Source organism: Litoreibacter sp., assembly GCF_058136045.1.
In genome coordinates this window covers 699,873-725,899 of the sequence record NZ_JBYVDD010000003.1, presented here as the reverse complement: position 1 = coordinate 725,899, position 26,027 = coordinate 699,873, and the positions used below count along the sequence as shown (strand labels likewise).

At 57.3% G+C, this 26,027-nt stretch carries 28 protein-coding genes and 2 tRNA genes; 10 read left to right on the top strand and 20 right to left on the bottom strand.

The genetic code is table 11. From position 1 onward, the window contains the following. Positions 1-19 precede the first annotated feature (19 nt). The 5 genes from pdxA to lptF are packed head-to-tail and all read right to left on the bottom strand — an operon-like array spanning position 20 to position 6,638. On the bottom strand, positions 20-988 hold the full coding sequence (gene pdxA, locus AC3Y7R_RS04895; protein WP_490040878.1) for a 4-hydroxythreonine-4-phosphate dehydrogenase PdxA: 969 nt from the start codon (positions 986-988) through the stop codon (positions 20-22). Further along, positions 985-2,235, bottom strand: a complete 1,251-nt coding sequence (locus tag AC3Y7R_RS04890; protein ID WP_490040877.1) for a peptidylprolyl isomerase — start codon at positions 2,233-2,235, stop codon at positions 985-987. Before AC3Y7R_RS04890 ends, pdxA begins: the two co-directional genes overlap by 4 nt. A 14-nt stretch (positions 2,236-2,249) precedes the next feature. Next, entirely contained in the window at positions 2,250-4,424 is a 2,175-nt protein-coding gene (locus AC3Y7R_RS04885; RefSeq protein WP_490040876.1) for an LPS-assembly protein LptD, read from the bottom strand. Continuing rightward, on the bottom strand, positions 4,417-5,514 hold the full coding sequence (gene lptG, locus AC3Y7R_RS04880) for an LPS export ABC transporter permease LptG (protein WP_490040875.1): 1,098 nt from the start codon (positions 5,512-5,514) through the stop codon (positions 4,417-4,419). Before lptG ends, AC3Y7R_RS04885 begins: the two co-directional genes overlap by 8 nt. Further along, positions 5,511-6,638, bottom strand: a complete 1,128-nt coding sequence (gene lptF / locus AC3Y7R_RS04875) for an LPS export ABC transporter permease LptF (protein ID WP_490040874.1) — start codon at positions 6,636-6,638, stop codon at positions 5,511-5,513. Before lptF ends, lptG begins: the two co-directional genes overlap by 4 nt. Before the next feature lie 125 nt (positions 6,639-6,763). Here lptF and AC3Y7R_RS04870 point away from each other — a divergent pair, with 125 nt between their 5' ends. Then, entirely contained in the window at positions 6,764-8,236 is a 1,473-nt protein-coding gene (locus tag AC3Y7R_RS04870) for a leucyl aminopeptidase (RefSeq protein ID WP_490040873.1), read from the top strand. 3 nt (positions 8,237-8,239) lie between these two features. Next, the gene (locus AC3Y7R_RS04865; protein ID WP_490040872.1) at positions 8,240-8,713 is read left to right on the top strand and encodes a DNA polymerase III subunit chi; all 474 of its coding nucleotides are present in this window, start codon (positions 8,240-8,242) and stop codon (positions 8,711-8,713) included. On the opposite strand, the gene AC3Y7R_RS04860 is transcribed toward AC3Y7R_RS04865, so the two are convergent. From AC3Y7R_RS04860 to AC3Y7R_RS04850, 3 genes are read right to left on the bottom strand one after another with little or no spacing between them, the layout of a single operon-like run. Continuing rightward, positions 8,710-9,288: a retropepsin-like aspartic protease family protein gene (locus tag AC3Y7R_RS04860; RefSeq protein WP_490040871.1), complete on the bottom strand. Its 579-nt coding sequence runs from the start codon at positions 9,286-9,288 to the stop codon at positions 8,710-8,712. The genes AC3Y7R_RS04865 and AC3Y7R_RS04860 overlap by 4 nt on opposite strands. A 21-nt stretch (positions 9,289-9,309) precedes the next feature. Continuing rightward, positions 9,310-9,936 carry a MarC family protein gene (locus AC3Y7R_RS04855; protein ID WP_490040870.1) on the bottom strand — a complete coding sequence of 209 codons (627 nt, stop codon included), beginning with the start codon at positions 9,934-9,936 and terminating at the stop codon, positions 9,310-9,312. 3 nt (positions 9,937-9,939) lie between these two features. Next, on the bottom strand, positions 9,940-11,781 hold the full coding sequence (locus AC3Y7R_RS04850) for an ABC-F family ATP-binding cassette domain-containing protein (protein WP_490040869.1): 1,842 nt from the start codon (positions 11,779-11,781) through the stop codon (positions 9,940-9,942). 108 nt (positions 11,782-11,889) lie between these two features. Between AC3Y7R_RS04850 and ndk the strand changes: the two genes are divergently transcribed. Continuing rightward, complete coding sequence (ndk, locus tag AC3Y7R_RS04845) at positions 11,890-12,312, top strand: nucleoside-diphosphate kinase (RefSeq protein ID WP_490040868.1); 423 nt, start codon at positions 11,890-11,892, stop codon at positions 12,310-12,312. A gap of 70 nt (positions 12,313-12,382) precedes the next feature. Here ndk and AC3Y7R_RS04840 read toward each other — a convergent pair whose 3' ends face one another. From AC3Y7R_RS04840 to AC3Y7R_RS04815, 6 genes are all read right to left on the bottom strand, one after another. Beyond that, on the bottom strand, positions 12,383-12,712 hold the full coding sequence (locus tag AC3Y7R_RS04840) for a TfoX/Sxy family DNA transformation protein (protein WP_490040867.1): 330 nt from the start codon (positions 12,710-12,712) through the stop codon (positions 12,383-12,385). 616 nt (positions 12,713-13,328) lie between these two features. Then, on the bottom strand, positions 13,329-14,051 hold the full coding sequence (locus AC3Y7R_RS04835) for an SDR family NAD(P)-dependent oxidoreductase (RefSeq protein WP_490040866.1): 723 nt from the start codon (positions 14,049-14,051) through the stop codon (positions 13,329-13,331). A 310-nt stretch (positions 14,052-14,361) separates the two neighbouring features. Continuing rightward, a complete protein-coding gene (locus tag AC3Y7R_RS04830) occupies positions 14,362-15,075 on the bottom strand; it encodes a hypothetical protein (RefSeq protein WP_490040865.1) in 714 nt (237 codons plus the stop codon). A gap of 26 nt (positions 15,076-15,101) precedes the next feature. Next, entirely contained in the window at positions 15,102-15,587 is a 486-nt protein-coding gene (locus AC3Y7R_RS04825; RefSeq protein ID WP_490040864.1) for a Panacea domain-containing protein, read from the bottom strand. Positions 15,588-15,802: 215 nt separating this feature from the next. Continuing rightward, positions 15,803-15,877 (bottom strand) — tRNA-Asn (locus AC3Y7R_RS04820). A gap of 59 nt (positions 15,878-15,936) precedes the next feature. Continuing rightward, positions 15,937-16,848: an MBL fold metallo-hydrolase gene (locus AC3Y7R_RS04815; RefSeq protein ID WP_490040863.1), complete on the bottom strand. Its 912-nt coding sequence runs from the start codon at positions 16,846-16,848 to the stop codon at positions 15,937-15,939. 42 nt (positions 16,849-16,890) lie between these two features. On the opposite strand from AC3Y7R_RS04815, the gene AC3Y7R_RS04810 reads away from it, so the two are divergent. Together AC3Y7R_RS04810 and AC3Y7R_RS04805 are read left to right on the top strand one after the other, a co-directional pair. Continuing rightward, positions 16,891-18,210: an ATP-binding protein gene (locus AC3Y7R_RS04810; protein ID WP_490040862.1), complete on the top strand. Its 1,320-nt coding sequence runs from the start codon at positions 16,891-16,893 to the stop codon at positions 18,208-18,210. Between the two features lie 111 nt (positions 18,211-18,321). Further along, positions 18,322-18,924: a hypothetical protein gene (locus AC3Y7R_RS04805; RefSeq protein ID WP_490040861.1), complete on the top strand. Its 603-nt coding sequence runs from the start codon at positions 18,322-18,324 to the stop codon at positions 18,922-18,924. A 55-nt stretch (positions 18,925-18,979) separates the two neighbouring features. On the opposite strand, the gene AC3Y7R_RS04800 is transcribed toward AC3Y7R_RS04805, so the two are convergent. After that, positions 18,980-19,056: transfer RNA gene (locus AC3Y7R_RS04800), tRNA-Ile, on the bottom strand. Between the two features lie 109 nt (positions 19,057-19,165). Here AC3Y7R_RS04800 and AC3Y7R_RS04795 point away from each other — a divergent pair. From AC3Y7R_RS04795 to rnd, 4 genes are all read left to right on the top strand, one after another. Continuing rightward, entirely contained in the window at positions 19,166-19,624 is a 459-nt protein-coding gene (locus AC3Y7R_RS04795; RefSeq protein ID WP_490040860.1) for an ABZJ_00895 family protein, read from the top strand. 59 nt (positions 19,625-19,683) lie between these two features. Then, positions 19,684-20,736, top strand: coding sequence for a phosphoribosylformylglycinamidine cyclo-ligase (gene purM / locus AC3Y7R_RS04790; RefSeq protein ID WP_490040859.1), 1,053 nt, complete (start codon positions 19,684-19,686; stop codon positions 20,734-20,736). Further along, a complete protein-coding gene (gene purN, locus AC3Y7R_RS04785; protein WP_490040858.1) occupies positions 20,733-21,323 on the top strand; it encodes a phosphoribosylglycinamide formyltransferase in 591 nt (196 codons plus the stop codon). The genes purM and purN overlap by 4 nt, the downstream gene beginning before the upstream one ends. A 112-nt stretch (positions 21,324-21,435) precedes the next feature. Continuing rightward, on the top strand, positions 21,436-22,596 hold the full coding sequence (rnd, locus tag AC3Y7R_RS04780) for a ribonuclease D (protein WP_490040983.1): 1,161 nt from the start codon (positions 21,436-21,438) through the stop codon (positions 22,594-22,596). Here the strand turns inward: rnd and AC3Y7R_RS04775 are convergent. Next, positions 22,593-23,051 (bottom strand): hypothetical protein, encoded by a 459-nt coding sequence (locus tag AC3Y7R_RS04775; RefSeq protein ID WP_490040857.1) that lies wholly within the window; start codon positions 23,049-23,051, stop codon positions 22,593-22,595. The two genes, rnd and AC3Y7R_RS04775, sit on opposite strands and share 4 nt — an antisense overlap. Positions 23,052-23,187: 136 nt before the next feature. Here AC3Y7R_RS04775 and AC3Y7R_RS04770 point away from each other — a divergent pair, with 136 nt between their 5' ends. Beyond that, the gene (locus AC3Y7R_RS04770; protein ID WP_490040856.1) at positions 23,188-23,598 is read left to right on the top strand and encodes a SufE family protein; all 411 of its coding nucleotides are present in this window, start codon (positions 23,188-23,190) and stop codon (positions 23,596-23,598) included. On the opposite strand, the gene AC3Y7R_RS04765 is transcribed toward AC3Y7R_RS04770, so the two are convergent. The 4 genes from AC3Y7R_RS04765 to AC3Y7R_RS04750 all read right to left on the bottom strand — a co-directional run bounded on the left by AC3Y7R_RS04765 (position 23,595) and on the right by AC3Y7R_RS04750 (position 25,880). Next, complete coding sequence (locus AC3Y7R_RS04765) at positions 23,595-24,221, bottom strand: DUF1638 domain-containing protein (protein ID WP_490040982.1); 627 nt, start codon at positions 24,219-24,221, stop codon at positions 23,595-23,597. The two genes, AC3Y7R_RS04770 and AC3Y7R_RS04765, sit on opposite strands and share 4 nt — an antisense overlap. After that, entirely contained in the window at positions 24,214-24,417 is a 204-nt protein-coding gene (locus AC3Y7R_RS04760) for a hypothetical protein (protein WP_490040855.1), read from the bottom strand. The genes AC3Y7R_RS04765 and AC3Y7R_RS04760 overlap by 8 nt, the downstream gene beginning before the upstream one ends. 20 nt (positions 24,418-24,437) lie before the next feature. Continuing rightward, positions 24,438-25,058: a glutathione S-transferase family protein gene (locus tag AC3Y7R_RS04755; protein ID WP_490040854.1), complete on the bottom strand. Its 621-nt coding sequence runs from the start codon at positions 25,056-25,058 to the stop codon at positions 24,438-24,440. A gap of 117 nt (positions 25,059-25,175) precedes the next feature. Further along, positions 25,176-25,880, bottom strand: a complete 705-nt coding sequence (locus AC3Y7R_RS04750; RefSeq protein ID WP_490040853.1) for a corrinoid protein — start codon at positions 25,878-25,880, stop codon at positions 25,176-25,178. Between the last annotated feature and the right edge of the window lie 147 nt (positions 25,881-26,027).

The window sequence follows — 26,027 nt, the reverse complement described above, 5'->3', positions numbered from 1 at the left end:
AAGCTCTGGCCTCCCTTATTTATATCGCGCGTTTGCCCACCATGTCCCACGCCATGCGCAGCGCCGCAATGCTCGATGTCGGGTCAGCCACGCCAAGGCCCGCAATGTCGAAGGCAGTGCCGTGATCGGGCGAGGTGCGGATGAACGGCAGGCCCAAGGTCACATTCACCCCGCCGGCGAAGTCTATGGTTTTGATCGGGATCAGGGCTTGGTCGTGGTACATGCAGACCGCCACGTCATAGCCTTCGCGCGCGCGCGCATGAAACATCGTGTCGGCGCTCATCGGGCCGGACAGGCGCATGCCGCCGTCCGCCAGCCGCTTCAGGAGTGGCGCGATCATGTCGATTTCTTCCATCCCCATAGCACCGCCTTCGCCCGCGTGCGGGTTCAGGCCTGCCACTGCGATCCGAGGGGTTTTGACGCCAAAATCGCGCTGCAAGGCAGCGTTGGTGATGCGCAGCGTATCTTCCAGCAACTCTGCCGTGAGCGCAGCGGGGACGTCGGCTATCGCGATGTGGATCGTCACTGGCACCACGCGCAGCTCGGGGCTGGCGAGCATCATCACCACGCGATCTACTCCCGCCAAAGCGGCCAAATATTCCGTGTGGCCGGGGTAGGCAAAATCTGCGCCGTCTTTCAGCGCCTTCTTGTGAATAGGCAAAGTGCACAACGCCGAGGCCGCGCCTGATGTGACCAAATCAACCCCGCGTGCGATAACGTCGATGACACCTTGGGCGTTGCGCGCATCCACTTGGCCGGGGTGCGCGTCACCGCTAAAATCATGGTGCAAAAGGGGCAGGGCGGCTTCATCGCCAGTCACATCCGATAGGGACGTAACCTCGCTTACCGGCCCGACAACGTGGCGGCGATCCGCGATTAACACTATAGGGATTTCGTCTTTAACGGCCTCAAACGCTTTGTGCGCAATCTCAAGCCCAACCCCCGCAGGTTCGCCGCAGCTCAGCACAACGGGGGCGGGCGTGGTCATTTCTCGACGATCAGAGCGTCGGCGCGCAGCTCCTCCAGGAAGCTGTCTGCAAAGGAGGTGATGCGTTGGTTGAACAGTTGCTCGCGGGTTTGAGCCCGCAGGTCGATCTCCTCGCCATCTTCGCCAACCGGCAGCTCCAACGTGCGCCCGCACAACATCAGATACACCAAGAACTGGCCGTTTTGGCGGGTCAGCGCGGTGGAAACTTCGTTGCTGTCCAGTTTTGCCAGCTCTAGCGCGATGTCGCCCGGCACGTCGGAGGCGGACAAAACAGAGCGCTCAAAATACTCCGCAGGTAGCTTTTTGGCGGGGGTATAGAGGTCGTCGCAGGTGTCGTAGCTTTCCTCGAAAGCCTTGGCTTGGGCTAGGGTATCGGCGGTGCGCCCGCCGGGAAACAGAACCGTGGCATAGTCCAGCGCTTGGGTCTCGGGGGTCTCGGCTTCGGTTTCTTCCAAGCCGCGAAGCTGGAAGATGCCCACTGCATTGCCAAGGCTCAACGGCTCGCTGACCTCGCCCGGCGCGAGCGTTAGAACTGCGGCGCGAATGGCGGGGGGCACATTGCCCAACGGCAGCCAGTCAAGGCGGCCACTGCGTCCACGCGTGGGGGAGGCAGAGTAGCGCCGCGCCGCCGCACCAAAGGCGGCTTCGGATTTGATCGTCTCGGACAGACGTTGTGCCAGCGCTTGGTTGCGCTCGGCATTTTGCGGGGTCAGCGGCAAAACAATTTCCGCCATCAACAGACGGGCCCCCGCGCGGGAGCCTTGCTGCGCCATAGCGCGATCAATCTCGGATTCGCTAACCTGACTGCGGGCGCCGAAACGCCCCTGCACCAAGGTGCGCCACGCCAACCCTGCGGCCACAAAATCGCGGAAGGTTTCGCCGGAAACACCGGCTTGCTCGACCGCTTTGATGAATTCTTCAGCGCTCAGATTGGCGCGGGCGGCGAATTCTTCCATGCCGCCGTAGACCTGCTCCTCGGTCAAGGTGATGCCCGCGCGGCGGGTCTCGGTCAGGCGCAGGCGGTCGTCGATCAAGCCTTTGCGGGCCTCGGTCTTGGGGTTGCCGGGCGAGCGCAACAGGGTCAGGAACTGCTCGCGCTGTTGCAATTCAAAATTGGTGATCACCATGTCGTTCACGGTAATGGCCGTTTGAAACAACCCTTGCTGTGCGCTCACAGGGGCAATGAGCGCCAATCCCGCAAGCATCAGGGCGAAAATTCTAGTCAGGAGCGCATGTGTCGGTGTCATTTTATCTGCTCGTTTTATCCGTTGCACTGTCTGGCGAAACTGGCCCCACCGATCCCGCGCGCGCCGAAGCCCGCAAGTTGGACCGACAGGTTCAAATCCGTCGTTGGGGTCACACTAGTCGAAGTCGTGAAACGGCGCGAGACCGAAAGGTCCATTTTCGCGCATTCGTTTTGATAACTGATGCCAACTCCGGCCCGTGTGGTGCGGTCATTGACAAAATCGTAGCGTAATTCACTTGATAGGGTCCAGTGCCGCGCCACGCGGTAGGCCCCTTCAAAGGCCAACTCGGAAGTATCCGTCGGGCGTCCCTCCGTGGCGTCGGCCTCCAGCCAGGCATAGGTCGAGGCCAGTTGAAACGCATCGCTGGTCCAGCCCAAACGCATCTCGTTGCGGGCGAAGGAGAATTGGTCGTCAAAGATGGCGCGATTGGTCAGGTTGAAGTGCTCGCCGACTTTCAACTGCGCCGCGACAAGCCAGTCGGAGGAGTGGCCGGTCAGCCCTGTTGACGCAGAGAACTGCCCCAGATCATCATCGCGGATAATACGCCCGACGGTCAGGGCAAGATCCCAGCCGGAGTGAGACGATCGGGTATACGTCAACCCGAGGTTTAGCCGCGACCCCAACTCGCGCCCGTCGGCCCCGGGAAAGCGGGAAAATTCGAAAATATTGGCCTCGTCAAACTCTGCAAGCAAGCTGTCTTCATTGTCGATGCGCTCCCTTTGGTTCGGCGCAAGGACAAGCTGCACAACCGGTTCCAGCAGGTGGTTGGCCCGCGCGCCTTGGCGCAGCATCGGCCAGCGCCACTCCAACGCCGCATAGGGGGTGACGTCCATGGTGTCATCAAATGCAAGGGTCGCATTCGGGCGCGGTTGGCGGATTTTATAGCCGTCGATGAAAACCGCGCCATCCACCGCCAAGATCATGCCGTTGCGCCAGATCCAGTCGCGGCGCCACTCGGCAGAGGCGGTCACCCGCACCACATCGCGCGAGAGGCCCGCATTGGTGGGGTCGGTGTCGGCGCGTCGATAGTGGCCATGGGCCTGCGCGGTGAGGGTCGCAATGCCGCCCAGATGCGCCGGTGAGAAGCGCTTGATATAGCTCGCGTCCCCGACAATCGTCGGCAGGGTGCGGTTGTCATCCCCGTCACGCAGGGATTTGTAGTGGATCAGCTCCGCGCCGATATATTCGTCACGACTGGCGCGCTCCACCGAGATGGCGCTGTCGAGAATATCTTTATCGGAATAGCCGTACAGCAGCAGATAGCCCGCATCCGAGGTCAGCTCGACGTCAAATTTCGCCGTGAACCCACGCCCGATCGCAAAACTGCCGTCGGCAAACAGGTAGGAGCGGCTGTCCAGATTGGCCACATTGTCGTCGGTGATCGCGCCGTTCAGCTCGATCTCGCCTTTGGCAAACTTCTGGCGGTAACGCGCCTCCAGCGTTTTGGCCCCTTTAGAGGTTAGCCAAGGCGCAAGGGTCAGGTCGGCGTGCGGGCCCAAGGTGAAGAAATATGGCGCCCGGATACCCACGCCCAAATCCCCATTGGAGCGCAGCTCCGGGATCAAAAACCCGTTGGAGCGTTCAACGCTGGGATCGGGCAGGCGCAAATAGGGGCTGTAGAACACCGGCACGCCCAAGACGCGCAGGGTGGCCTCGTCAAAGTACAATTGCCGCTCGAGCGCATCGTGCACGACCCGCTTGGAGCGAATTTCCCACAAAGGCACAGGATCGTTTTCACAGATATGGCAGCTAGAGGCGACGGTTTTATAGAATTGGGTATAGCGCCCCTCGGTGCGCCGGATCTCGGCGGCTGCCAGTTGCAATTGCCGGGCATAGACAATGCGCGCGCCGCTTAGGATGCCCTCTTGCATATCGCCGGATAACTCGGCGAAATCGGCAAAAATCAACGCGTCACTGCCGCCGAGCGAGTTATCAATGATATAGATCGGGCCGGTGACGGTCAGGGTGTCGGAGGTGCCGTTATAGGTGATCGACTGCGCCCGCAGCCGCACCCCGTTTTGCAAGATTTCGACATTGCCCGAGGCGTGCAGCACTTGGGTGCCACTGGCAAAGACCACGCTGTCCGCCACCAGGCTGGCGGTTGTCGCCGGCGCTTGCTGTGCAAAGCCGGGGGTGGCGGCCAGAAACGCCGTAACTATGCCAAACAGGGCCGCGCGCATGTCAGCCATCCTCCGTATGCAAAAGCAGGCCAAGGGACAAGAAAATGCCCGCCAGCGGTGGCGCCCATGCGGCGACGATAACCGGAATTTGCCCATTTTGCCCCAACACTTGCGCAAAGTTGCGCAGAAAGAAAATACCAAAGCCCATCAGGACTGCAAATAACACCATCATCCCGGTTTTGCCAAAGCGGGTGTGGCGCATGGTAAACCCCGCGCCAATCAGCACCATCGCGGCCAGTAATACCGGATTTGCCAGCTCCATTTGCAACCAGACGCGGTGTTGCAAGGCCGAAAACCCCGCGCGTTCCAACTGGTTAATGAAGTCAGGCAACTCCCATATCGAGATCGACGAGGGGTTGCCGAAGCTGTCGCGAATTTGATCATGGGTCAAATCTGATGGCACGTTGAGGTGCGGGTGCACCACGGCGCCGGTCTCGGGGTTCTCTAGCTCGGTGAAAGTCCAGCGCTTGGCCTTCGAGACCACCCATGCGCCCGGTTCCAACAAGGCTTCGGCGGCCTCGATGCGATAGGCGGCCGCGCCATCCGTATCGAAGCCATAGAAGGTGACCCCAAAGAAACGTGTGCCGTCCAGATTGGAGCGTTTGGCACGGATCACCACTTGCCCATCAGTGCTGGTTTGGCGCAACCACAACCCCTCGGCGGAAACGGAGGTGATGGAGCCACCGGTATTGGCATAGCGGCTGGAGACCACTTCGAATTGTTTAGACGTCGCGGCCACGATCGGGTTTAGCACCGCCACCCCGAAGGCCCCGAACAGCAAGGCAGTCAGCACAGGGGCCACCAAAGAGCGCAGGGCCGAGCGGCCAGAGGCGCGGGTGACGACCATCTCGGACGTGCGCGCCAGTCCAAGAAACAGGGTGATCGTCGCCAAAACCACCAGCAGCGGCAGCATTCGGTACATGGTGCCGGGGGCGTTGAGTATGGCCAGTTCTGCGCCCTCCATGACACCGACAAGCTCACTGTCAAAACGGCGCATTTGCTCGACCAGATCAATCAGCAGCACAATGCCAAAGAACACCCCGAACACGAGGGTAAAGGACCACACAAAGCGGCGGGCGAAGTACATGTCCAGCCTCATGCTGCGATCCCCTTCGGGGTGCGGGCGCGTATACGTTTCAGCGATGTGGAATACAGCAGTGCTGCCGCCATCGCTGCGCCAAGGGCCGGACCCGCATAGGCCAGCCAGAACAAGCTGGCGTCACGGCGCGCGGTTTCTTCCGCGATGTTGGAGGCCATTTGCACCAAAATAATCAGCACCACTGCGCCAATCACCTGCCGCCAGACCCCAAAGCGCGAAAATCCGCCCAGCATCAACGCCGCAAACCCCATAAGTGGCACGACAATGGCCAGCAGTGATTTGGCGAACCGGTCATGCCCCTCGAACAGGAAATCCGCCAACTCGCCATGGGCCGAGGCCAATTCCTGCGGCGAGGGGTTCAGCAACACTGGCGTGGAAAGCTCGCGCAAGTCGCGGGTGTGGGTTTTGTCCTCTCCGATCAAAGCGCCAATGTCATAGGCGAAGTCCTTGAAGGTCACGGTCGAGAGTTGGCCTGTCTCCGGGCGGAAGGTCTGCGCCAAACCGTCGCTCATCACCAGACGCGGCCCGGTATCGGAGCGCACAAGGAAGGCGCGCTCGGCAGTATAGGTCACCACGGCGGCGGGATCGCGGCTGTCTTCAAGGAACATCTGTTCCAGCACGCCCACATCGGTGATGTTGCGAATATAGACCGAAATATCAGACGTCGGGTGCAAAAACCGCCCCTCTTTGAGGAATTGCGAGGTGATATCGCGCGAAATTTCTTGGCTGCGGCCTGCCAGCTCTGTGCGCGCCGCAGGAACCAGCACATGGGCCAGCACGGCGACCAGTAGTGCGACCACGACCCCGAAGTAAATCACGGGCCGACCAATGCGCAGCGCCGAGGCGCCGGCCGTTTGCAGCACAACCATCTCGGAATCCGAGCTCAGGCGGTTGGTCACATAGACAGCCGCCACAAAGGCCGAGATCGGCAAGACGATGAGGATCACATAGGGCAGGGTCAGGAGCGTGAACTCCAAAAACACCAATGCGGTTTGCCCGTCACTGATCAACTGGTCAAACAACCCGATAGCGCGATTTACCCAGTAAACAGAAACCAACACCAAAGAGAAAAAACCAAATAGGATCAACAACTGCGACAGCATATATCTGTCGAATCGTGCCAAGCCTTGTCCTCCCTAGTTGTTAGGGTGCTTTTTAGCGCAAAATCTGGGGGGGGGACAGGGGGGTTCTGGTCATTATGGACCTCGCGCGCTAGCAATGGGAAAACCTCTCATGCAAAGGCCCTCAGATGACTGATTTGATCCCCGTAGACTTCACTGCCACCGACATTGACGCCATCAAAGAGATCGAGGGGCGCCTAGCAGTGTTTGTGCCAAGCGCGGGGACATTGGATATGACCGCACGCCGGGTAAATCGTCTGACCCGTGGCGCAATAGCGCGCGCCGTGGCCAGCGAAGCGTTCGAGGCGTTAGGCGATGGGCAGGCGATGGTCTTGTCCTTTCCGGTAAACGTGGCGGCAGAGGCCGTGGTCGTGGTGAAACTCCCCCGCCGCCCGACCGTCGCGGAGGCCCGCAAAGCCGGGGCCACATTGGCCAAGCAGGCGGGCAAGGGCAAACTGACAGCGCTATGTGGCAACCTGCGCCGCGCCCATGAGCTGGCGTATGGCATGGCCCTGCGCGCCTATGAGTATACGGACCAGAAAACCGCAGAGCCTGCCGCGCCCAAAAGCGCAAGCTTCATGGTCAACGCCCCCGAGGAGATGAAACCCGCCTATAGCATCCTAGAGGCCTTGGCGCAGGGGGCGTTCTTCACCCGGGATTTGACCAATATGCCCGCCAATGTGCTGACCACCACCGAGTTTGCCAAACAGTTGAGTGACCTCAAAAAGCTGGGCCTCAAGGTGGAGGTTCTGGAGGAGAAAGATCTCGAGAAACTGGGCATGGGGTCGCTGCTCTGTGTCGGCCAAGGTTCTGACAGCCCGTCCAAAGTGGTGGTGATGGAGTGGAACGGCGGCGCCAAAGGTGACAAGCCGTTTGCGCTGGTTGGCAAAGGCGTGGTGTTCGACACGGGCGGTATTTCGCTAAAACCTGCGGGCGGCATGGAAGACATGACCATGGACATGGGCGGCGCGGGCGTTGTGGCTGGCGTGATGAAATCGCTGGCGGCACGTAAATCCAAGGCCAATGTGGTCGGCCTTGTGGGGTTGGTTGAAAACATGCCGTCAGGCAATGCCGTGCGCCCCGGTGATGTGGTGACCTCGATGAAGGGCGACACCATCGAGGTCATTAACACGGATGCCGAGGGGCGCTTGGTGTTGGCCGATGTGCTGTGGTATGCGCAAGAGCGCTTTAAACCGCTGGGCATGATCAACCTCGCCACCCTGACAGGGGCGATCATTGTGGGGCTTGGCCACGAGAAAGCGGGCGTGTTTTCCAACAATGACGCGCTGTGTAATGCCTTCCTAAAAGCCGCGAATGCCGAGGACGAGGGCGCGTGGCGGATGCCGATGGGCAAGGCCTATGACGACATGCTGAAATCGCGGATCGCGGATATGCGCAACTCGGTCGGGCGCGCGGCAGGCTCGATCACCGCGGCGCAGTTCTTGCAACGCTTTGTGAAGCCGGAAACCCCGTGGATCCACCTCGACATCGCGGGCGTGGCCTCGGTCAAAACGGCCACCGACTTCGCCCCCAAAGGCGCAACCGGCTGGGGCGTTCGCGCGCTTAACCGTTTGATTATGGACAACTTTGAGGGCGAATAGGCCATGGGCGCTGCCTTTTTCTACCATATGACGCATCAACCCGTGGAGGTGACCTTGCCCATGCTCTTGGGCAAGGCGCGCGGTGCAGGCTGGCGGGTGGCGGTGCGCGGCGTTGATGGCGCGCGGCTGGATGATCTCGACAAGAAGTTGTGGGAGGGCGAGGGGTTCCTGGCCCATGGCCGGGCCGGCGGCGCGCATGATGACGACCAGCCGATTTTGCTGACGGATATGGTCGAGCTGCCCAACGGAGCCACCTGTCTGGTGGGGGTCGATGGGGCCGAGATTACCCCGGAGGAGGTTAACGCCTCGGACCGCACGATGATCTTGTTTGACGGCAATAATGATGAGGCCGTGGCCCGTGCGCGGGTACAGTGGAAAGCGCTGAGCACGGCGGGCTGCGTCGCGCAATACTGGTCACAAGAAGGGGGGCGTTGGGAAAAGAAGGCCGAAAGCGGCGGTGAGGAGGAGGCGACTTAGCGCTCCAGCACCAGCGTGTTGCCTGCGATCTCGATGCGGCCAAAGCGGCTCAGGTAGGACATGCCCAAAAGGGAGGTGTCCAACTCGCCCTCATTCACGAACGCCCGTACGCGGCCCTCGTCCAGCTCGCCGAGCTTCACATTCTCTAACATGATGCGCGCGGTGCGCACCTCGCCATTGGCAGTGCTGGCACGGCCACCATAGATCAAAGCGCCGGTGTCGATGCCAACGCGCTCTGCGTCGCGTTTGCTCACCACAACGCTGGTGGCTCCGGTATCGACCACGAACTCCACCGCAACCCCGTCCACATCCAGCGTCAGGTAGTAATGCCCGTCTGTGCGGCGCGGCACCTCGACGCGGCCATCTTCAAAGGCGCTTTGACGCGGCAGTACTGTATGCGAGACATCAGACCAAAGCCCGTAGGCCACAATCACCCCGATAAAGATGAACCCCCACAGGGTGGCTTGGCGCGCCATTTCGCCCATACGGGCACGGTTGGAGATCACGAAATAGCCGCCAATAACGGCCCCAAGCAAGATAAGGTAGATCAGGCGGGCGGTGTCTTCATTTTCCATGGGCTACATATAGGCACGAGACTAGCCCGTTGCCATCACCCCAAATTCGCGCAAGCCATCGAGCACAAATTGCACCGACAGCGCGGCCAGCAGCATCCCCATCAGCCGGGTGATTACCTTGATGCCTGTCGCGCCAATGGCCCGTTCCATCAGGCCCGCAGTCAGGAACATCGCAAAAACCAGCCCGATAACGGCCAGCATAACCCCATGCACCGCCGCCACATACGCCCAGTCACTGCCCTGTGCGCCAGCCAGCAAGATCATCGTGGCCATAGAGCCGGGACCGGCAATCAGTGGCGTGGCCAGTGGGAAAACCGACGGATCTTCGTCGGGGGGGCCGTCGGCTTGGTCCTCGCGACGCTGGGTGCGGCGCTCGAACAACATGTCCAGCGCGGTGATGAACAACAACACCCCGCCCGAGATGCGAAACGCCGCCATCGAGATGCCGATAAACTCCAGCAAAGCCTCACCGGCGAGGCCAAATAGCGTGAGAACAACAAAGGCCGTCAGGCAGGACCGGATCGCGATGCGCAGGCGTTGGCTGAACCCCATGCCCGAGGTCAAGGCAACGAATAGTGGTGCCAAACCAATCGGGTCGATGATGACAAACAAGGTCACAAACGCGGTGATGGCGATGTCGAGTTCCATGGCTTAACGCTCTGCTTTCTCTAACTTACTTTGCGCTTTGAGCCACATCGCTTCGGCACGATCCATGGCGTCCATCACCTCGGAATACTTCTTTTGCCAAACTGCGCGCTTGTCGGCCATGTGGTCCTCATAGACCTTAGGGTCGCCCAGCCGTTTGGCCAATTCATTTTGCATATTGGTCAGCTTGGTGACGCGTTCCTCGCATTTGCGCACATCCGAGCGCATCGCCAAAATGTCATCGCGCGAGGCGCGTTTTTGCTTGGGTTTTTCCTTGGCGGGCTTGTCAGGCGGGGCCAGCAACATCTTGCGGTAGCTGGGCAAATCATCGTCGTAAGGGTTCACCCGCCCGTCTTTGACCAGCCACAACCGATCCGCCACCAAAGACAGCAAGTGCATGTCGTGACTGACCAAAATCACCGCGCCGGAATAGGCGGTCAGGGCGCGCACTAAGGCTTCGCGACTCTCGATATCAAGGTGGTTTGTCGGCTCATCGAGGATCAGCAGATGGGGCGCGGGCAGCGTTGCCAGCAGCAACGAGAGCCGCGCTTTTTGGCCACCCGACAGACGCCCCACTTGGGTGTCGGCCTGATCTGGCCCCAAGCCAAAGCCGGCAAGGCGTGCGCGCAGCTTGGCTTGACCCTCATGGGCGCGCTCGCGGATCAGATGCTCCAGCGGGGTCTCATCAACATATAACTCGTCCACCTGATGCTGGGCAAAGAAGCCGATGCGCAGCTTATTAGAGGTGGCCATATTGCCCCCCATCACTTCAAGTCGGCCCGATAACATCTTGGCAAGAGTAGATTTTCCCTCGCCGTTGCGACCCAAAAGGGCGATGCGATCATCTTGGTCGATGCGCAGGTTCAGCTGGCTCAGGATCGCCTTGCCATCATAGCCGACACTGGCGGATTCGGTGCTGATAATCGGCGGTGACAGCTCTTCTGGCTTGGGGAAGGTGAACACCACCCGCGCGGCGTCTTCTGGCGCGGTAATGGTCTCCATTTTCTCGAGCATTTTGACGCGGGATTGGGCCTGTTTGGCTTTTGATGCCTTGGCCTTAAAACGGTCCACAAAGCTTTGCAGGTGCGCGCGTTGCAGGTCTTGCTTCTTGGCAGCCGCAGCTTGCACCGCGCGACGCGCCGCACGTTGGCGCGCAAACTGGTCGTAGTTGCCAGAATAGAAGGTCAGTTGCTTGTCTTCGAGATGCAAAATGCCATTGACCGAGCGGTTCAACAGCTCGCGGTCATGCGAAATGATAATGACCGTGTGCGGGTAGCGGGTCAGGTAGTGCTCCAGCCACAATGCGCCCTCAAGATCGAGATAGTTTGTCGGCTCATCGAGCAGCAACAGATCAGGCTCAGAAAACAGCACGGCGGCCAAGGCCACCCGCATCCGCCAGCCGCCCGAGAAATCCGCGCAGGGGCGTAAAATTTCTTCGGAGGTAAAGCCAAGGCCCACCAAAATGGACGAGGCCCGCGCCTCGGCGGACCATGCGTCGATGTCGGCCAAACGGGTCTGCACTTCGGCGATTCGGTTAGGATCGGTGGTGGTTTCCGCCTCGGCCATCAGGGATGCGCGTTCCTCGTCGGCGGCCAAAACCGTATTGACCAGAGACACTTCATTGGAGGGGACTTCCTGCGCGATGCCACCAATGCGGGCGCGGTCAGGCAGGCTTATGTTGCCCGATTCCAACGACAGCTCGCCGCGGATCAGTTTAAACAGCGTGGTTTTGCCCGTGCCGTTGCGCCCTATGAGGCCCACCTTGTGGCCCGTAGGAATGGTGGCCGAGGTGTTCTCAAAAAGAGTGCGACCTTCGACGGCGTAGCGGAGTTCTGATATACTTAACATGGCAGTGCATGTCGCCTATGCGGGCGGGGGTGTCAATTGGGCGCTTTTCATAGATTGATCCCCATGTTAGGTGCGCCTCAAATTCACCCTTAATTAAGGATCCGCACCATGGCTATTCAACGCACGTTCTCGATCATCAAACCAGACGCAACCAAGCGCAACTTGACCGGCCCAATCGCCGCTAAATTTGAAGAAGCTGGCCTGCGCATCGTCGCCTCCAAGCGTATCCAAATGACGCTGGCCCAAGCACAAAGCTTTTATGGTGTGCATTCTGAGCGTCCTTTCTTTGGCGAGCTGTGCGACTTCATGATCTCCGAGCCGATTGTGGTTCAGGTTTTGGAAGGCGAAGACGCCATCGCGAAAAACCGCGAAGTAATGGGCGCAACCAACCCGGCAGACGCCGCAGAGGGCACCATCCGTAAAGAGTTCGCACTGTCGATCGGTGAAAATTCTGTACACGGCTCCGATGCGCCAGAAACCGCAGCAGAAGAAATCGCATTCTTCTTCTCGGGTCTCGAACTGGTCGGGTAATTACACCGTCATTAGATTTCGAAATGGGCCGCTCATCACATTGATGTGCGGCCTTTTTTGTGCGCATAATTTAGCGGCGAAACCCGACACCTATAAAGTTAAGCTCATGCTCTAATGCGCTCAAATCATTGTTAAAGTGATGTCCTTTTAGGGTGTCAAACTTGATACGAAGCGCATCTTTTTCCGCCCCTTTGCAATCGTTCCATGGCCGGCCCATTAAGGCCATTACCAAAGCGTAGTAGCCGATGAAATGGGGGCGATCTCCGCCCTCCAATAAGCGTGCATAGGCAACGTCTGCCCCAAGGTCGCGCAACTGCGTAGCCGTGTGAATGCCGACACGGGCAAAGCTTTTCTCATAGGATGGGCCAAGGTTGCGGATTGATGATACTGGGTCAGTCATCCACGCAGTTTATGGTGCCATACTTGCAGAGGAAAGGGGGGTAATTCCCCTAGAGGCTGGCCCAATCGGAAAACCCAGTTGGCGGTGTTGGACGCGGGCTTTTTGTATCTTGAGGTATGGGTTGTGGTGTCGATGAAGGTGCTTGATAGGCCATTTTTCGGCCTCCTGTTTTGTTTACATGCTCGTTACTCCCTGAATTCCTGCACCAAAATGGGGCATTGCAAGGTTTGAAATGTGGCGGAAATATGGCCACGCAAGCGCGGGTCTGCATAGAGTGGAGAGAGGGATTTGACACGCTATATTTAGGGGGAGCTTCGGAGGGTAAATTGATTTTATAAAAAATTGTGCCCTTTTTACGGGGCGACAAATGGTGGCGCAGGCGTGCAGATTTGATGTTTTGGGAGCAATCTGGCGTAAGCGTAACCCGAGTCGCTGAAAGATGCGTAGCAAAACACACGGCCTACGAATCACGAAGTGCACGTCCTTTTTGCAGCGCTTAAAGCACTCAGCCAAAGCTCATTTACAAACGATTACGCGTGGAGCGCTTGCGTGCAGCGAAATTTGGCGAGTAAAAATTCACCCGCCAAATCGCATAGGCGCATAGGGTTGGCGTGCTCTAATAGGTCGCCCGACCACCCGATAAGTCAAAAACCGCCCCTGTGGTGAAAGAGTTTTCAGGGGAGACAGCCCAAGCAATCATTCTGGCGGCTTCCTCGACTTCCAAGAAGCGACCGCGCGGAATTTTGGACAGCATGTAGTCGATATGCTCTTGGCTCATTTGGTCGAAAATACGGGTGCGGGCGGCGGCAGGTGTGACGCAGTTCACTGCGATATCCATCTCTGCGGTTTCCTTGCCCAAAGATTTGGTTAACCCGATCACCGCGGCCTTCGAGGCAGAGTAGGCGGAGGCGTTCGGATTGCCCTCTTTGCCAGCGATGGAGGCGACGTTGAGGATGCGCCCGTAGCCTTGCTCTTTCATCCCCGCGACACAAACCCGATTGACGTAGAAGGTGCCGTTCAGGTTGATGTCGATCACCCGATGCCACGCGTCCACATCATATGTGTCGAGCGGCTCGTTAGGGCCTGCGATACCGGCGCTGTTCACCAAAATTGAGGGCACGCCTGCGGCTTTGCATGTGGTTGCATAGGCCGCTTCGACGGACGAGAGGTCGGTAATGTTGCACTCCACGGCCAGGCCGTTCAACTCTTGCATCGCGGCGGCATTGGAGGGGTCGATATCCCAGCTGACAACTTTGACCCCACGTTCCGCCAAAATTTTTGCGACTGCAAAGCCAATACCTTGAGCGCCACCAGTGATGACTGCGACCTGATTTTCCATGTTCGACCTAATCCTTGCTTAATGATGGGTTGTGGATGCCATGTGGTTACATTTTGTCATAGAGCTCAAGGCGAAATTCTGGCGTTCCTATCAGATGCCGAAGATTGAAACTTTGTTCAAAGGGCAGGCGGAGCATCGCAAAAACGCGCGGCTTTGCCACAAGAGACATCTGCTATGGTGCTGTATTAAAAGGAAAATTGGCTCCGATGGCAGGTGTTTAACTGATGTGGATGTACTTGTAAAAACAATAGCTTACGAGTAATTGCATCATGTAAATGTTGCGGGATTTGTTGCGGGAAATCTGACAAAATTAGTCAGGCTCTTTTCCTATCTCAAGCAGCAAATCGTGAACGCTTTGTATCAGCGGGGCCATGTCCGCCATCGGAATGAGTGAGCCTTCTTTCAAAGTCTGGATTTTGATATTTCTATCATCAGAATATCGTATGCCACCTCTTGGTCCAAATTCAGTATCACAACTCATGTCCACAATTTCGATGCGGTCAGTCTCATAGTCATCCACCGCATAGCTGTGTTTGATCATGGACAGCATCAAATCCAATACGTCACCATCAACTGGCTTTCTTCGTGGACTGACAAACTGAAACATCAATTCATCGCTATCAACAACGTAGTGGTTGATGCGGATGGCTGCCGTGCGCTTTGGCCCCAATTGTAGGCTTTGTGCTGGATGATCATATGCCGCGTGGCCTAGCGGTCTTACAAAATTGAACAAGTCCTCAACAGCATCAACATTCATGTCGGTATCTTTGCCTTTGCAGGCGCGAGTTACGTCAGATTTCAATTGTGCAAGCGTGGGCGGCGGTGACAAATCCAAACCACGGCTCACTCCATAGATGGACGGAATCGCACGTCTGAATTGCTCGTAAGATTTCAGTGGCCGATTTAGGAGCGCACTTCCAAGATAAGCCCTCAAATGGTCTTTGCGTTGGATAGCCGGTTTTGCCATTGCAATTGAGAGGTCAATGAATTGAATTCTACCGAGAAGGCTATCAACCTTCCTCATCTTTCTGTTCAAGAATCTGCTCCTGTTTAAGCGTTTAAGCCTTCAAAATTTTCTCGTATCTTCTGATCGCTGATACGCATTCCAACATTCACGGTGTTTTCGGCATCTGACATTGTTTGTGACCATGGGGTGCCCGGCGCATGAGTGATATCCACCATACCGAAACTTGGAATTTCCAGATACTTCAATAAATGGTTTTCAATTGTGGCGATTGCCGAATTTTCAGTAATCGGAGGGAGTTGCTTTACCGTGCGTTTGATGGGATCAAAAGCAGTCGCTTGCTCTGTGATCGGCTGCTTTTCAAACTGCTTAAACGATGAATAAAGCACTCTTTGAACAGGGCCGTACTCCCATGCTTCAAACTCTGTTTTTATTAGCGGTGTATCGTGCTCTAAGAGATGATGCCCATGTAAAAAATAGCATATCTTTTGGATATCAATTTGAGATACTTCAAAGCCCATCTCCCAAGCTCTGTTAAGGACGTAGTTCGCTACTGCTCTAGCATCATGCATGGTTTTTCCATTTCTTTGTTGCTTGCGACAACTCTACAGACCACCCGGCGGTGCTCAAGAGTAATCTGCAAAATCTTCATGATTTGTTCTCGCATCGTTCACTCCACTTTTACCGTTAGGGCAAGTGAAATGTTGCGGGATTAGCTGAAAATACTGCGAGAATGAGCTGTAACTAATAAAAAACCCTTTAAGAACAGTGCCTTAAGGGGTTTTTATGGCTCCGGCGGTAGGGATCGAACCTACGACAAATTGATTAACAGTCAACTGCTCTACCGCTGAGCTACGCCGGAACGGTAGGGGGCATATAGCAAGCGCGATTCAGGGCGTAAAGAGGATTTCGCGCGAAACTTCAAATTACTGAGAAGCGACTGGTGACATTGAGTTTTTCCTCTGATTTTACCAAGCCGCGTTCAGTCAAATCAATCAAATGGGCCACAACATTACGCTCTGCGGCCGGGAGCAGGGCGGGAGTCACCTCGGTATAAATTGAAGTCGTCAACTGTTTGGGCGTCTGGGGCGCGCGGCTCAGGGCTTTGAGTATCTGCGCCTCACGCATACGCCGGTGGGCCAGCAACTCGGTCAGTCGGGCGGCGGGGTCCTCAATGGGTGTACCGTGGCCGGGGAAGTAGATGTCATCGGTTTGGCGCAGGGCAAGCATTTCTAGGGACGTCATGAAATCGGTCAGATGCCCATCGGGCGGAGAGACCATCGACGTGGCCCAGCCCATGACCAGATCCCCGGAAAACAATGCGCGGCCCTGATGCCAGTGAAAACACAAGTGGTTGCCCATATGGCCGGGGGTGTGCAGCGCGCTTAGCGTCCAGTTCGAGCCGCTGACCTCAGCCTCATGGGCCAAGGTGACGTCAGGAAGGAACGTCTCGTCAATGCCCTCGCCGCCGCCCAAATCACTAAACGAGGCCATAACGGGGGCGCGGCCGGCCTGACTATTGCCAAAGGCGTGAACCTTGGTTCCGGTGATTTGCGCCAAGACCATCGCCAGCGGTGAGTGGTCGATATGGGAATGGGTCACAAAAATATGGCTGATGCGTTGGTGCGCTTCCAAAGCATCCAGAATAGCGGCCAAGTGCTGGTCGTCTGGCGGGCCGGGGTCAATGACGGCAATGTCGCGGGTTCCCAGCAGATAGGTATTGGTGCCCGTATAGGTCATCGGCGAGGCATTGGGGGCCAAGATCCGGCGCAACCCCGGTGCAACTGTGTCGGCTTGGCCCACTTTCGGGGTGTTTGGCTTGGAAGGTGCCATTGCTCTTTTCCTTTGGGCCAAGGGGCTTTACGGTCTCGTACCATGGCACGGTTCTCAATCAAACGCTACCTGCCGCGCAGCCTTTATGGGCGGGCGGCACTGATCCTATTGGTCCCGATCGTCACCGTCCAGTTGGTCGTGTCCTTTGCCTTCATCCAGCGCTTGTATGAAGATGTGACGCGGCAAATGACGCAAAATATCTCGGTCGAATTGCAGGTGCTTTTGGACGGGGTGAACGAGGCGCCTGACGAGGGGGCGGCGGCCGCGCAAATTGCCCCCATGGCACAGGCGTTGGAGATAGATGCGCAGTTTCCGGCAGATATGGTTGCCGCGCGGCGGCGGCTTTATGATCTGTCAGGGCGCGCCATCGTTGAAACTTTGTCGCGCCAGTTTCCCGAGCTTCTGGCGGTGGACCTCGTGAGCGAAAATAAGACGGTTCTGGTGTCGCTTGAGACCTCGAAGGGGGTGCTGAGCGTGGCGTTTGCACGGCATCGGGTGGCCGCGTCCAATCCGCATCAACTGCTTGTGCTCATGCTGTTCACAGCAATTTTGATGACGGTTATTTCCTATCTGTTTCTGCGCAACCAATTGCGCCCCATCCGCCGCTTGGCCCGCGCGGCCGAGGCGTTCGGCAAGGGGCGTAACGAGCCATACCACCCCAGCGGGGCGCTGGAAGTTCGCTCGGCGGGGGCCGCATTTTTGAATATGCGCGCCCGTATCGAGCGCCAGATTGAACAGCGCACGCTGATGTTGTCGGGGGTGAGCCATGACCTGCGAACGCCGTTAACTCGGTTGAAATTGGGTCTGTCGATGCAGCCGCAAACGAATGACATTGCTGATTTGATCGGAGATGTTGACGAGATGGAAAAGCTGATCGAGGCTTTTCTGGATTTCTCGCGGGTGGACGCGGTGGAGGAGTTGCACCGTATTGACCCAGTGGGCTTGACCCGGGAGCTTGTTGCCAATGCGCAGCGCGCGGGTAAGGCGGTGGAGCTTCTGGACGATGCGCCCTCCGGCTTGTTGATGAAGCTGCGCCCTTTGTCGGTGCAACGCGCGGTCGAGAACCTGATAAACAACGCTGTTCGCTACGGCACACGGGCGCAGGTGGAGATCGCAGTCTTGGAAAAATCCCTGCGCATATCCGTTGAGGATGACGGCCCCGGCATCCCCGCCGCGCAACGTGAACAAGCGGTGAAAGCCTTCTCGCGACTGGACCCCGCACGCAACCAAAACGCAGGTTCCGGCGTGGGGTTGGGGCTGGCAATCGCCGCCGACGTAGCACGCTCGCACGGTGGCACATTACGGCTGGGCGATAGCGAGACGCTTGGCGGCCTAAAGGCAGAACTGGTGCTGCCGCGATGAAGGGGGGCCGCGCCTCGATTTCTCGTCAGTAAGCCATAGAGGCAGTGAAAGTGCCCCCGAATCTAGATTTTTAGAGTACACTACCTCCATTGAAATATGGAGTTTATGATAATGAAGCTTTCTAAAGAGACTATTATAGCCGCCGACATGATTGGGGCCTATTTGAATGAACATGCTCAGAAGCGAGCCAAGGTTCAGTTTGACATTCAGACCGTAGAGCAAGTTTTGAAGGGGAAATTCAAGCTTGCTAAGCTTGGAAAAGAGAAGCTGGAATTTGTCTCGGTGCTTGCAAAAAGCCGCAACGAGTCGCACGAAATCAAGGCCACAGGTGTGTTTGTTTCCAGAACTTTTGATATTTTAATGGCGCTTTTGTTGATGGACAAAGACCTGAAAGAGAGTGCTGAGCATGATCCCGGTCTAGCAGCTATGTGCCGTCGGATGATGGACGACATGATTGTGATGGCAGACGCGTATCAAAGTAAGATGGATGAATGGTCCCGATGTATTGTTGATTTTTCGACTGGTGGAGGTATCGCTCCACTGCAAGTCGGAATGGCAGATAGTTGGGTTCAAGCCGATCAGCCAACGGGCGACGCACCTATAGGGGGCAAAGGTTGCAATGACATCCTTGAGGAGGCACATGGGCTCCTTCATGAATTTGCTTTGTTAAACATGACCTACGAAATGTTTGGATGTCCTCCATCAGGGCATTGATTGGGGCGAGGTCACTTGTTTGGGCCGCTAAGTGACCGGCTTTCAGGGGTGGTGGTGGTAGGCCCGGTAGGACTCGAACCTACGACCAAAGCGTTATGAGCGCTCTGCTCTAACCAACTGAGCTACAGGCCCCCAGTGGCGACTGGCTAGCAGACCTGTCGCTTGCGTCAAGTCTGATCGGTTATGGAATCTCCGTTGATCACCATATAATGTGCAAACATTGCAAAACCAAAGGTGTCTCATGGAAACTCGAAGTGTATTTAAGCGCTATATTGTTGTTAGCGTCATCGCCATAATTGCCCTCTCTGTGATTTCCATTGCCCTAGAGGTTTTTGCGGGATTTTCTGTCGGCAGTGGCGTATCTATTGTGGCCGTCTTGGTCCCGGCTTTGGATGCGGGGCAAACGCATGCCATGAAAATGAAAGCCATGCCCGAGAAACGCTATATGTGGAGAATGGCGGCTTGGTTTGCGGCTATTAACATGAGCCTTAGCTTGATCCTGACTGGGGTCGTCCTTTTGGTTTCGGGCCAGTTCGAGGCATTACTGAAAGACATAGCAATCATTGGCCCGGTCGGCTGGGGCCTGATTTTCACCGTGGTGTTTATCATTTGCTGGTCCGCAAGCCGCTTTTTCTTTGGGTTTGGCGCGAAAAATGGTCTGAAAGTGCAAGAAAAACTCGCAGCCAAAAAGCAGCCATAGACTCGCGCAAGCTGGCTTGTTAATCCGGCGCAACTCTTCCTTGCTGCCGGATGTGACCCATGACAGAGACCCCTAAAAATGGCTTAACCTACGCCGATGCCGGTGTGGATATTGATGCAGGCAACGCGCTGATCGACCGTATTAAACCTGCGGCTGTGGCCACCAAACGCTCTGGTGTGATGGAGGGCTTGGGCGGTTTCGGCGCTTTGTTCGACCTGAAAGATGCAGGCTTCAAAGACCCGATTTTGGTCTCTGCGACCGACGGTGTTGGCACCAAATTGCGCATTGCCATCGACACAGGCCATTTTGACACCATCGGCGTTGATCTGGTCGCGATGTGCGTCAATGATCTGGTCTGCCAAGGGGCGGAGCCATTGTTATTCCTCGACTATTTCGCCACGGGCAAGCTGGACCTCGATGATGCGACGACGATCATCAACGGCATCGCTGCGGGCTGTGCGGCTTCGGGTTGCGCGCTGATCGGCGGCGAGACAGCCGAGATGCCGGGCATGTATGACGCGGGTGATTTCGACCTCGCGGGCTTCTCGGTCGGTGCGATGGAGCGTGGCACGGCGCTGCCTGCTGGCGTGGTTGCGGGCGATGTTTTACTGGGATTGGCGTCTGATGGGGTGCACTCCAACGGCTATTCTTTGGTGCGCAAAGTGGTCGAGGCCTCGGGCCTTGGCTGGGGGGATGCGGCCCCGTTTGCACAGGATAAATCGCTAGGCGAGGCCTTGCTGACACCAACGCGCCTTTATGTGAAACCGGCATTGGCGGCGATCGGGGCAGGGGGCGTTCACGCGCTGGCCCATATCACCGGCGGCGGCTTGACCGAGAATATGCCACGGGTTCTGCCCGAAGGTCTTGGGGTGGATATCAACTTGGGCGCATGGGAATTGCCGGGTGTTTTCAAGTGGATGGCAGGTGTGGCTGGCATTGCCGAGGCCGAAATGTTGAAGACCTTCAACTCGGGCATCGGCATGGTTCTGGCGGTGGACGCAAGCGCGGCTGAGACGCTGACAGCCCTGTTACAAGACGCGGGCGAAACGGTGCTGCGCATCGGCTCGGTGAGTGCGGGCGAGGGTGTGCGCTACACAGGCCGCCTGCTTTGAAAAAGGTCGCCATTCTGGTCTCGGGCGGGGGGTCCAATATGTTGGCGCTGTGCGACAGCATGACGGGGGATCATCCTGCGCGGCCAGTTCTGGTGCTCTCAAATGACCCCAAGGCCAAAGGCCTTGAGCGCGCGGCTGATCGCGGAATTACGGTGGCCGCTGTGGACCACCGCCCATTTGGGCGCAACCGCGAGGCATTTGAGGCCGAGTTGATCAAACTGCTGGATGCGGTCGGGCCTGATATTATTTGCCTCGCAGGGTTCATGCGCGTGCTGACGCCGAAATTTGTGGGGCGTTATGCCGGGCGGATGCTCAATATCCACCCGTCTCTGCTGCCAAAATACAAGGGTCTTAACACTCATGCGCGTGCGCTGGAGGCTGGGGATGCAGAGGCCGGGTGCTCGGTTCATGTTGTGACGCCAGAGTTGGATGACGGCCCGATCCTTGGGCAGGCACGGGTGAAAATTGATGCGGGCGAGAGTGTAGACACGTTATCCGCAAAGATTTTGGTGCAAGAACACAAGCTTTATCCGGCTGTTTTGCGCCGCTTTGCAGGTGGCAATACGGGGCTGTTGGAGCTGGGTTGATCCAGTTCTTCCCTTTTGCGCCTAAAGCGCCTATGAGGGGTTAGGCCACGGGGGCGGTCTACAAAGAACAGCAACATCAACCGATTACCCGAAGAGCCTTATGCCAGCCAACATCATTACCATCACCACCACCGAGGAACTGGCCGCCTACTGCGACCGCGCCAAGGGATTTCCCTATGTTACTGTAGATACGGAGTTCCTGCGTGAGCGCACCTATTACGCCAAACTGTGTTTGATCCAGCTTGCCGTACCCGGTGACGACCGCAATGATGCGGTGCTTGTGGACCCGATTGCCGGTGCGGATATGTCGCTGGAACCGCTCTATGATCTGTTTCGCGACGAGAGCGTGGTGAAGGTGTTCCATGCCGCACGCCAAGATCTGGAAATTTTCTACGTTGAGGGCGGGGTGATCCCCGTGCCGCTGTTCGATACGCAAGTCGCCGCCATGGTGTGTGATTTTGGCGAACAGGTCGGCTATGAGACGTTGGTGCGCAAAATTGCCAAGTCGAGCGTGGATAAATCTTCACGCTTTACTGATTGGTCACGCCGCCCGCTCAGCGACGCGCAACGGATGTATGCGCTGGCCGATGTGACCCATTTGCGCGATATTTATGAATACCTCGCCAAGCGGCTGGAGCGGACCAACCGCAAGCCATGGGTCGAGGAAGAAATGGCCGTGCTGCGCGCGCCGGAAACCTATGTGGTTGATCCTGACAAAGCGTGGAAACGGGTGAAAGTCCGCTCTAACGCGCCGAAGTTCTTGGCAATTGTGCGTGAACTGGCCAAATTCCGCGAAATCCATGCGAAAACACGCAATGTGCCACGCAACCGCGTTTTTAAAGATGATGCGTTGCTGGAGTTGGCCTCGACCAAGCCGAAACACGAGGGTGATTTGGGTAAATCGCGACTGCTGCTGCGCGAGGCGCGTAAAGGCGCGATTGCGGAAGGTATTTTGGCGGCGATTGCCAAAGGGGTCGCCTGCCCACCCGATAATATGCCGAAAGTGCCTGCCGCGCGTGACCGCTCGGCGATGAATTCGGCGCTCGCGGATTTGTTGCGGGTGATGCTGAAAGCCAAAGCTGAAGAGGTCGGGATCGCCCAAAAACTGATCGCGACGGCCTCTGATCTGGATGATATTGCTTTGGGTCAGCGCGATGGTCTGGCCTTGAGCGGCTGGCGTGCAGAGGTCTTTGGCCGCGATGCATTGCGGTTGTGCGACGGCGAATTGGCCCTGTCGTGCAGCGGAACTTCCGTAAAGATTATAGAGCTTTAGCGGCGAACGGCCCGGCGATTGCCTTGGCCGATGACCGTGACCACGCGCACTTTGTCCAAACGACTGGTGGAAATCGCGCGCGCCACAACGATCTCGCGCGAGCGCTTGGTGCTTTGGCGGGTCTTATATTGCGGCGGGGTCACGCGGAACTCGTAGGTTAGCGTGCTGAGATCGTCTTTATCGACCTCAAGCAGTTCTGCCCCCCAATAGCCCTGAATTTGTGGCAGGCCCACGACGCGGATGATGGCACCCTCGGGCGTTGGGTCAATCCGCAGCGACACCACCTCGGCCACAAAGGGGCGAGGGTCGCGCAAGAAGGCTTCTTCCGTGACAACGGTTTGCTCGGAGCGGTCACGCCCGAACCAATTAAAGGGGTTAATGCGCGAATCGCGGATGGTTCCGCATGCACCCACGGTCAGGCAAATTGCCAAAGTTGCCAAAATACTGCGTTTCATTGCTATGGTCCCTGCCTGCGCCTTGTTTCCCAATGGAGTAACGCATGATCGACGGCTTGAAAAGTCCGGCCTGCACTGGACGCGCAATCACCTGCAGGTTATTTGCAGCATGAGGCATGTTGAAAGGGCTCAAACCATGGCGCAAGAGGCGTTTGAAGACATCGTAGAGACCTTTGAATTTCTCGATGATTGGGAGGACCGCTACCGCCATGTGATCGACATGGGCAAGGGGATGGCCCCGCTCGACGGTGCGCTGAAAGTGCCCGCCACCAAGGTGGATGGCTGTGCCAGTCAGGTGTGGTTGCATCCCAAGATCGAGGATGGCGTACTGACATTTGACGGTGAAAGTGACGCGATGATTGTGCGCGGGCTGATTGCGGTGCTGAAGGGCTTGTATTCGGGCCTGCCTGTGGCCGAGATCGGCAAGGTGGACGCCGTGGCCGAATTGGGCCGTTTGGGGTTGAATGAACACCTGTCGGCACAGCGCTCCAACGGGGTTCGTGCGATGGTCGAGCGCTTGCGCCAAGTGGCCGCAGCCGCCGTTTAGGCTTTCGTTGCGATGGTTTTTTCCAGATCGCCATAGCCAGTAAAGCGGTATTCATAGGCCAGCCCAAGCGCCTTGGCGCAGTCCTTGGCCTTCGCCTCCAGTGCGTCGTCGCGGGTTTGTGCCTGATAGACCAGTTTCTCATAATTGCCGAAGTACATGTCGCGAAGCTCGGGGTGGCGGTCCAGCCCTAGGGGTTTGGTTACGAAGGCATCGAACTGGCGCACCAGAAAATCCGTGAGATAGAATGCCGTGAACTCGTCGCGCGCGGCGAACACATCATTGCCCTCGAAAAAGCTGTAGCAATGCGGGCCTTGGATCATCTCCACCCCCATCTCGTCGCAAGCCACTTGTAGCAGCCCCCCGGTGCCGCAATCGGCATATATGATCAGGATTTGGTCGTAGCTATCGCGGTATTTGGCCACGGCTTCACGCAGGGCGGGGGTGATTTTTTCGGGTGTGTTATGGTAGATGGCAGGCAGGCAGGCGAGGGTCATGTGATCCCATCCATTGGCCTTTATGAGCGCGATGATCTCGCGCGCCAAGGCCCCACATGCCAGCAGCAAAACGCGCGCAGGGCCTGCCGGAGCAAGCCCCTCATCACGCAAGGTTATGTCGCTAGGTATCGTCACGCCCAAGCCTTTTGTGCAAGGCGCGGATCAACAGCCCTGCCAGCATCACCAAAGGCATAAGGGCAGGGATAGTCTGCGCAGACTGGCCCGCGCCCTGTGCTTGAGGGTGCAGTTGCGAAGCTATGAACACGGTCAGCCCGGCGGCCACCATAACGTAGCACAAGATCAGGGCGAGGCGAGTAAACGGCATGATTGGTCCTCCTTTAGGTGCTATGTATGGAGTGCCAAGGCGGATTGCACCGCCGGGCGGGCCTCCATCAACGCCATATGCGCCCGAAGTTTGGGAAATGCGGCCAGATCGACCCCATCCCCCGCAAGCCAGCGCGCGATGGTGTAGAGGTATATGTCGGCGGTGCTATAGGCCGCGCCAAGCACAAAGGGGCCTTTGAGGTAGGTTTGCTCGATCAGGGCGGTGCTCTGCGTCATGTTCTCGGCCACTTTGGCGCGCATGGCCCCATGGCTGGCGGCATCATCGGCCCACCGCGTTCCGCGCAGCTTATGGGCGTGGTTCACATGAACGGTCGAGGCGAGGTAGAGGTGCATTTCTTCCACTTTGGCCTTGTCCCAATCCGTGGTTGGCGACAGGCCGGTATCCGGTGAAAGGGCAGATATATAGTGCAAAATGGCCGAAGTTTCGGTCAGTATGCCATGTGCAGTCTCCAGCGCAGGAACACGCCCCTTGGGGTTGAGCGCGAGGTAGTCGGGCTTGGTTTGCGCCCCGGCCTTAAAGTCAACAAATACCGGCTCGAAATCCAGACCCGTTTCCAGCATCGCAATATGCGAGGCCAGCGCGATGGTGCCTTTGGCGATATGCAGGCGAAGCTGTGTCATAGTGATCAATCCTTTGCAGTCGCCCAAAGGGTGCGCGGGCAGGGAAGGCAGGTCAAGCGGTCTCCATAAAAAACGGGCCTTGAGAGGCCCGTTAGGTATCACGATCTTGGCAAGATGTTAGCCGGCGGCAAGTTGGTTGTGCTTGCGCTCCATAAACTCTTTCGCAGTCTCAACGGCCACAGCGGCGTCGCGGCAATAGGCATCGGCACCAATGGCCTTGCCGAATTCTTCGTTCAACGGCGCGCCCCCGACCAAAACGGTATAATCGTCGCGAATGCCTTTCTCGATCATCGTGTCGATCACGACTTTCATGTAGGGCATGGTCGTGGTCAGCAGGGCGGACATGCCAAGAATGTCTGGCTCCTCGCTCTCCATGGCCGCGAAATAAGCCTCGACGGAATTGTTGATGCCAAGGTCCACGACCTCGAAACCAGCACCTTCCATCATCATGCCGACAAGGTTTTTACCGATGTCGTGAATGTCGCCCTTTACCGTGCCGATAACTATCTTGCCAACGCGCGGAGCGCCGGTTTCCGCCAGCAAAGGCTTCAGGATGAACATGCCGCCTTTCATCGCCCCCGCGGCCAAAAGTACCTCGGGTACGAATAAAATTCCGTCGCGGAAGTCATGGCCAACGATTGTCATGCCGCCGACCAGCGCTTTGGTCAGGATGTCATAAGGCGTCCATTTGCGTTCGAGCAGGATGTTGACGCTTTCCTCGATCTCTTCTTTGAGGCCGTCATAAAGGTCGTCAAACATCTGCGCGACAAGCTCTTCATCGTTCAGTTCCGATAGAATGATGTCGTCTTCTTGGTCAGACATAGGTCAGGCCTCCTGTGCACGCGCCAAAGCGTCGTGGTTTTGTAATAGTAAATTCATGCGATGCGCAGCATCCCCGAGCGCGACAATTTGCGACACCGTGTTATCTGCCACCGACTTACTGTTGCAAATGTTCTCTCTATGTTCCAC

Excerpts from the sequence above, each read along its gene's own strand:
- pdxA (WP_490040878.1), bottom strand. The coding sequence starts at position 988 with ATGACCACGCCCGCCCCCGTTGTGCTGAGCTGCGGCGAACCTGCGGGG.
- AC3Y7R_RS04890 (WP_490040877.1), bottom strand. The coding sequence starts at position 2,235 with ATGACACCGACACATGCGCTCCTGACTAGAATTTTCGCCCTGATGCTT.
- AC3Y7R_RS04885 (WP_490040876.1), bottom strand. The coding sequence starts at position 4,424 with ATGGCTGACATGCGCGCGGCCCTGTTTGGCATAGTTACGGCGTTTCTG.
- lptG (WP_490040875.1), bottom strand. The coding sequence starts at position 5,514 with ATGAGGCTGGACATGTACTTCGCCCGCCGCTTTGTGTGGTCCTTTACC.
- AC3Y7R_RS04870 (WP_490040873.1), top strand. The coding sequence starts at position 6,764 with ATGACTGATTTGATCCCCGTAGACTTCACTGCCACCGACATTGACGCC.
- AC3Y7R_RS04865 (WP_490040872.1), top strand. The coding sequence starts at position 8,240 with ATGGGCGCTGCCTTTTTCTACCATATGACGCATCAACCCGTGGAGGTG.
- AC3Y7R_RS04860 (WP_490040871.1), bottom strand. The coding sequence starts at position 9,288 with ATGGAAAATGAAGACACCGCCCGCCTGATCTACCTTATCTTGCTTGGG.
- AC3Y7R_RS04855 (WP_490040870.1), bottom strand. The coding sequence starts at position 9,936 with ATGGAACTCGACATCGCCATCACCGCGTTTGTGACCTTGTTTGTCATC.
- AC3Y7R_RS04850 (WP_490040869.1), bottom strand. The coding sequence starts at position 11,781 with ATGTTAAGTATATCAGAACTCCGCTACGCCGTCGAAGGTCGCACTCTT.
- ndk (WP_490040868.1), top strand. The coding sequence starts at position 11,890 with ATGGCTATTCAACGCACGTTCTCGATCATCAAACCAGACGCAACCAAG.
- AC3Y7R_RS04840 (WP_490040867.1), bottom strand. The coding sequence starts at position 12,712 with ATGACTGACCCAGTATCATCAATCCGCAACCTTGGCCCATCCTATGAG.
- AC3Y7R_RS04835 (WP_490040866.1), bottom strand. The coding sequence starts at position 14,051 with ATGGAAAATCAGGTCGCAGTCATCACTGGTGGCGCTCAAGGTATTGGC.
- AC3Y7R_RS04830 (WP_490040865.1), bottom strand. The coding sequence starts at position 15,075 with ATGAGGAAGGTTGATAGCCTTCTCGGTAGAATTCAATTCATTGACCTC.
- AC3Y7R_RS04825 (WP_490040864.1), bottom strand. The coding sequence starts at position 15,587 with ATGCATGATGCTAGAGCAGTAGCGAACTACGTCCTTAACAGAGCTTGG.
- AC3Y7R_RS04815 (WP_490040863.1), bottom strand. The coding sequence starts at position 16,848 with ATGGCACCTTCCAAGCCAAACACCCCGAAAGTGGGCCAAGCCGACACA.
- AC3Y7R_RS04810 (WP_490040862.1), top strand. The coding sequence starts at position 16,891 with ATGGCACGGTTCTCAATCAAACGCTACCTGCCGCGCAGCCTTTATGGG.
- AC3Y7R_RS04805 (WP_490040861.1), top strand. The coding sequence starts at position 18,322 with ATGAAGCTTTCTAAAGAGACTATTATAGCCGCCGACATGATTGGGGCC.
- AC3Y7R_RS04795 (WP_490040860.1), top strand. The coding sequence starts at position 19,166 with ATGGAAACTCGAAGTGTATTTAAGCGCTATATTGTTGTTAGCGTCATC.
- purM (WP_490040859.1), top strand. The coding sequence starts at position 19,684 with ATGACAGAGACCCCTAAAAATGGCTTAACCTACGCCGATGCCGGTGTG.
- AC3Y7R_RS04775 (WP_490040857.1), bottom strand. The coding sequence starts at position 23,051 with ATGAAACGCAGTATTTTGGCAACTTTGGCAATTTGCCTGACCGTGGGT.
- AC3Y7R_RS04770 (WP_490040856.1), top strand. The coding sequence starts at position 23,188 with ATGGCGCAAGAGGCGTTTGAAGACATCGTAGAGACCTTTGAATTTCTC.
- AC3Y7R_RS04760 (WP_490040855.1), bottom strand. The coding sequence starts at position 24,417 with ATGCCGTTTACTCGCCTCGCCCTGATCTTGTGCTACGTTATGGTGGCC.
- AC3Y7R_RS04755 (WP_490040854.1), bottom strand. The coding sequence starts at position 25,058 with ATGACACAGCTTCGCCTGCATATCGCCAAAGGCACCATCGCGCTGGCC.
- AC3Y7R_RS04750 (WP_490040853.1), bottom strand. The coding sequence starts at position 25,880 with ATGTCTGACCAAGAAGACGACATCATTCTATCGGAACTGAACGATGAA.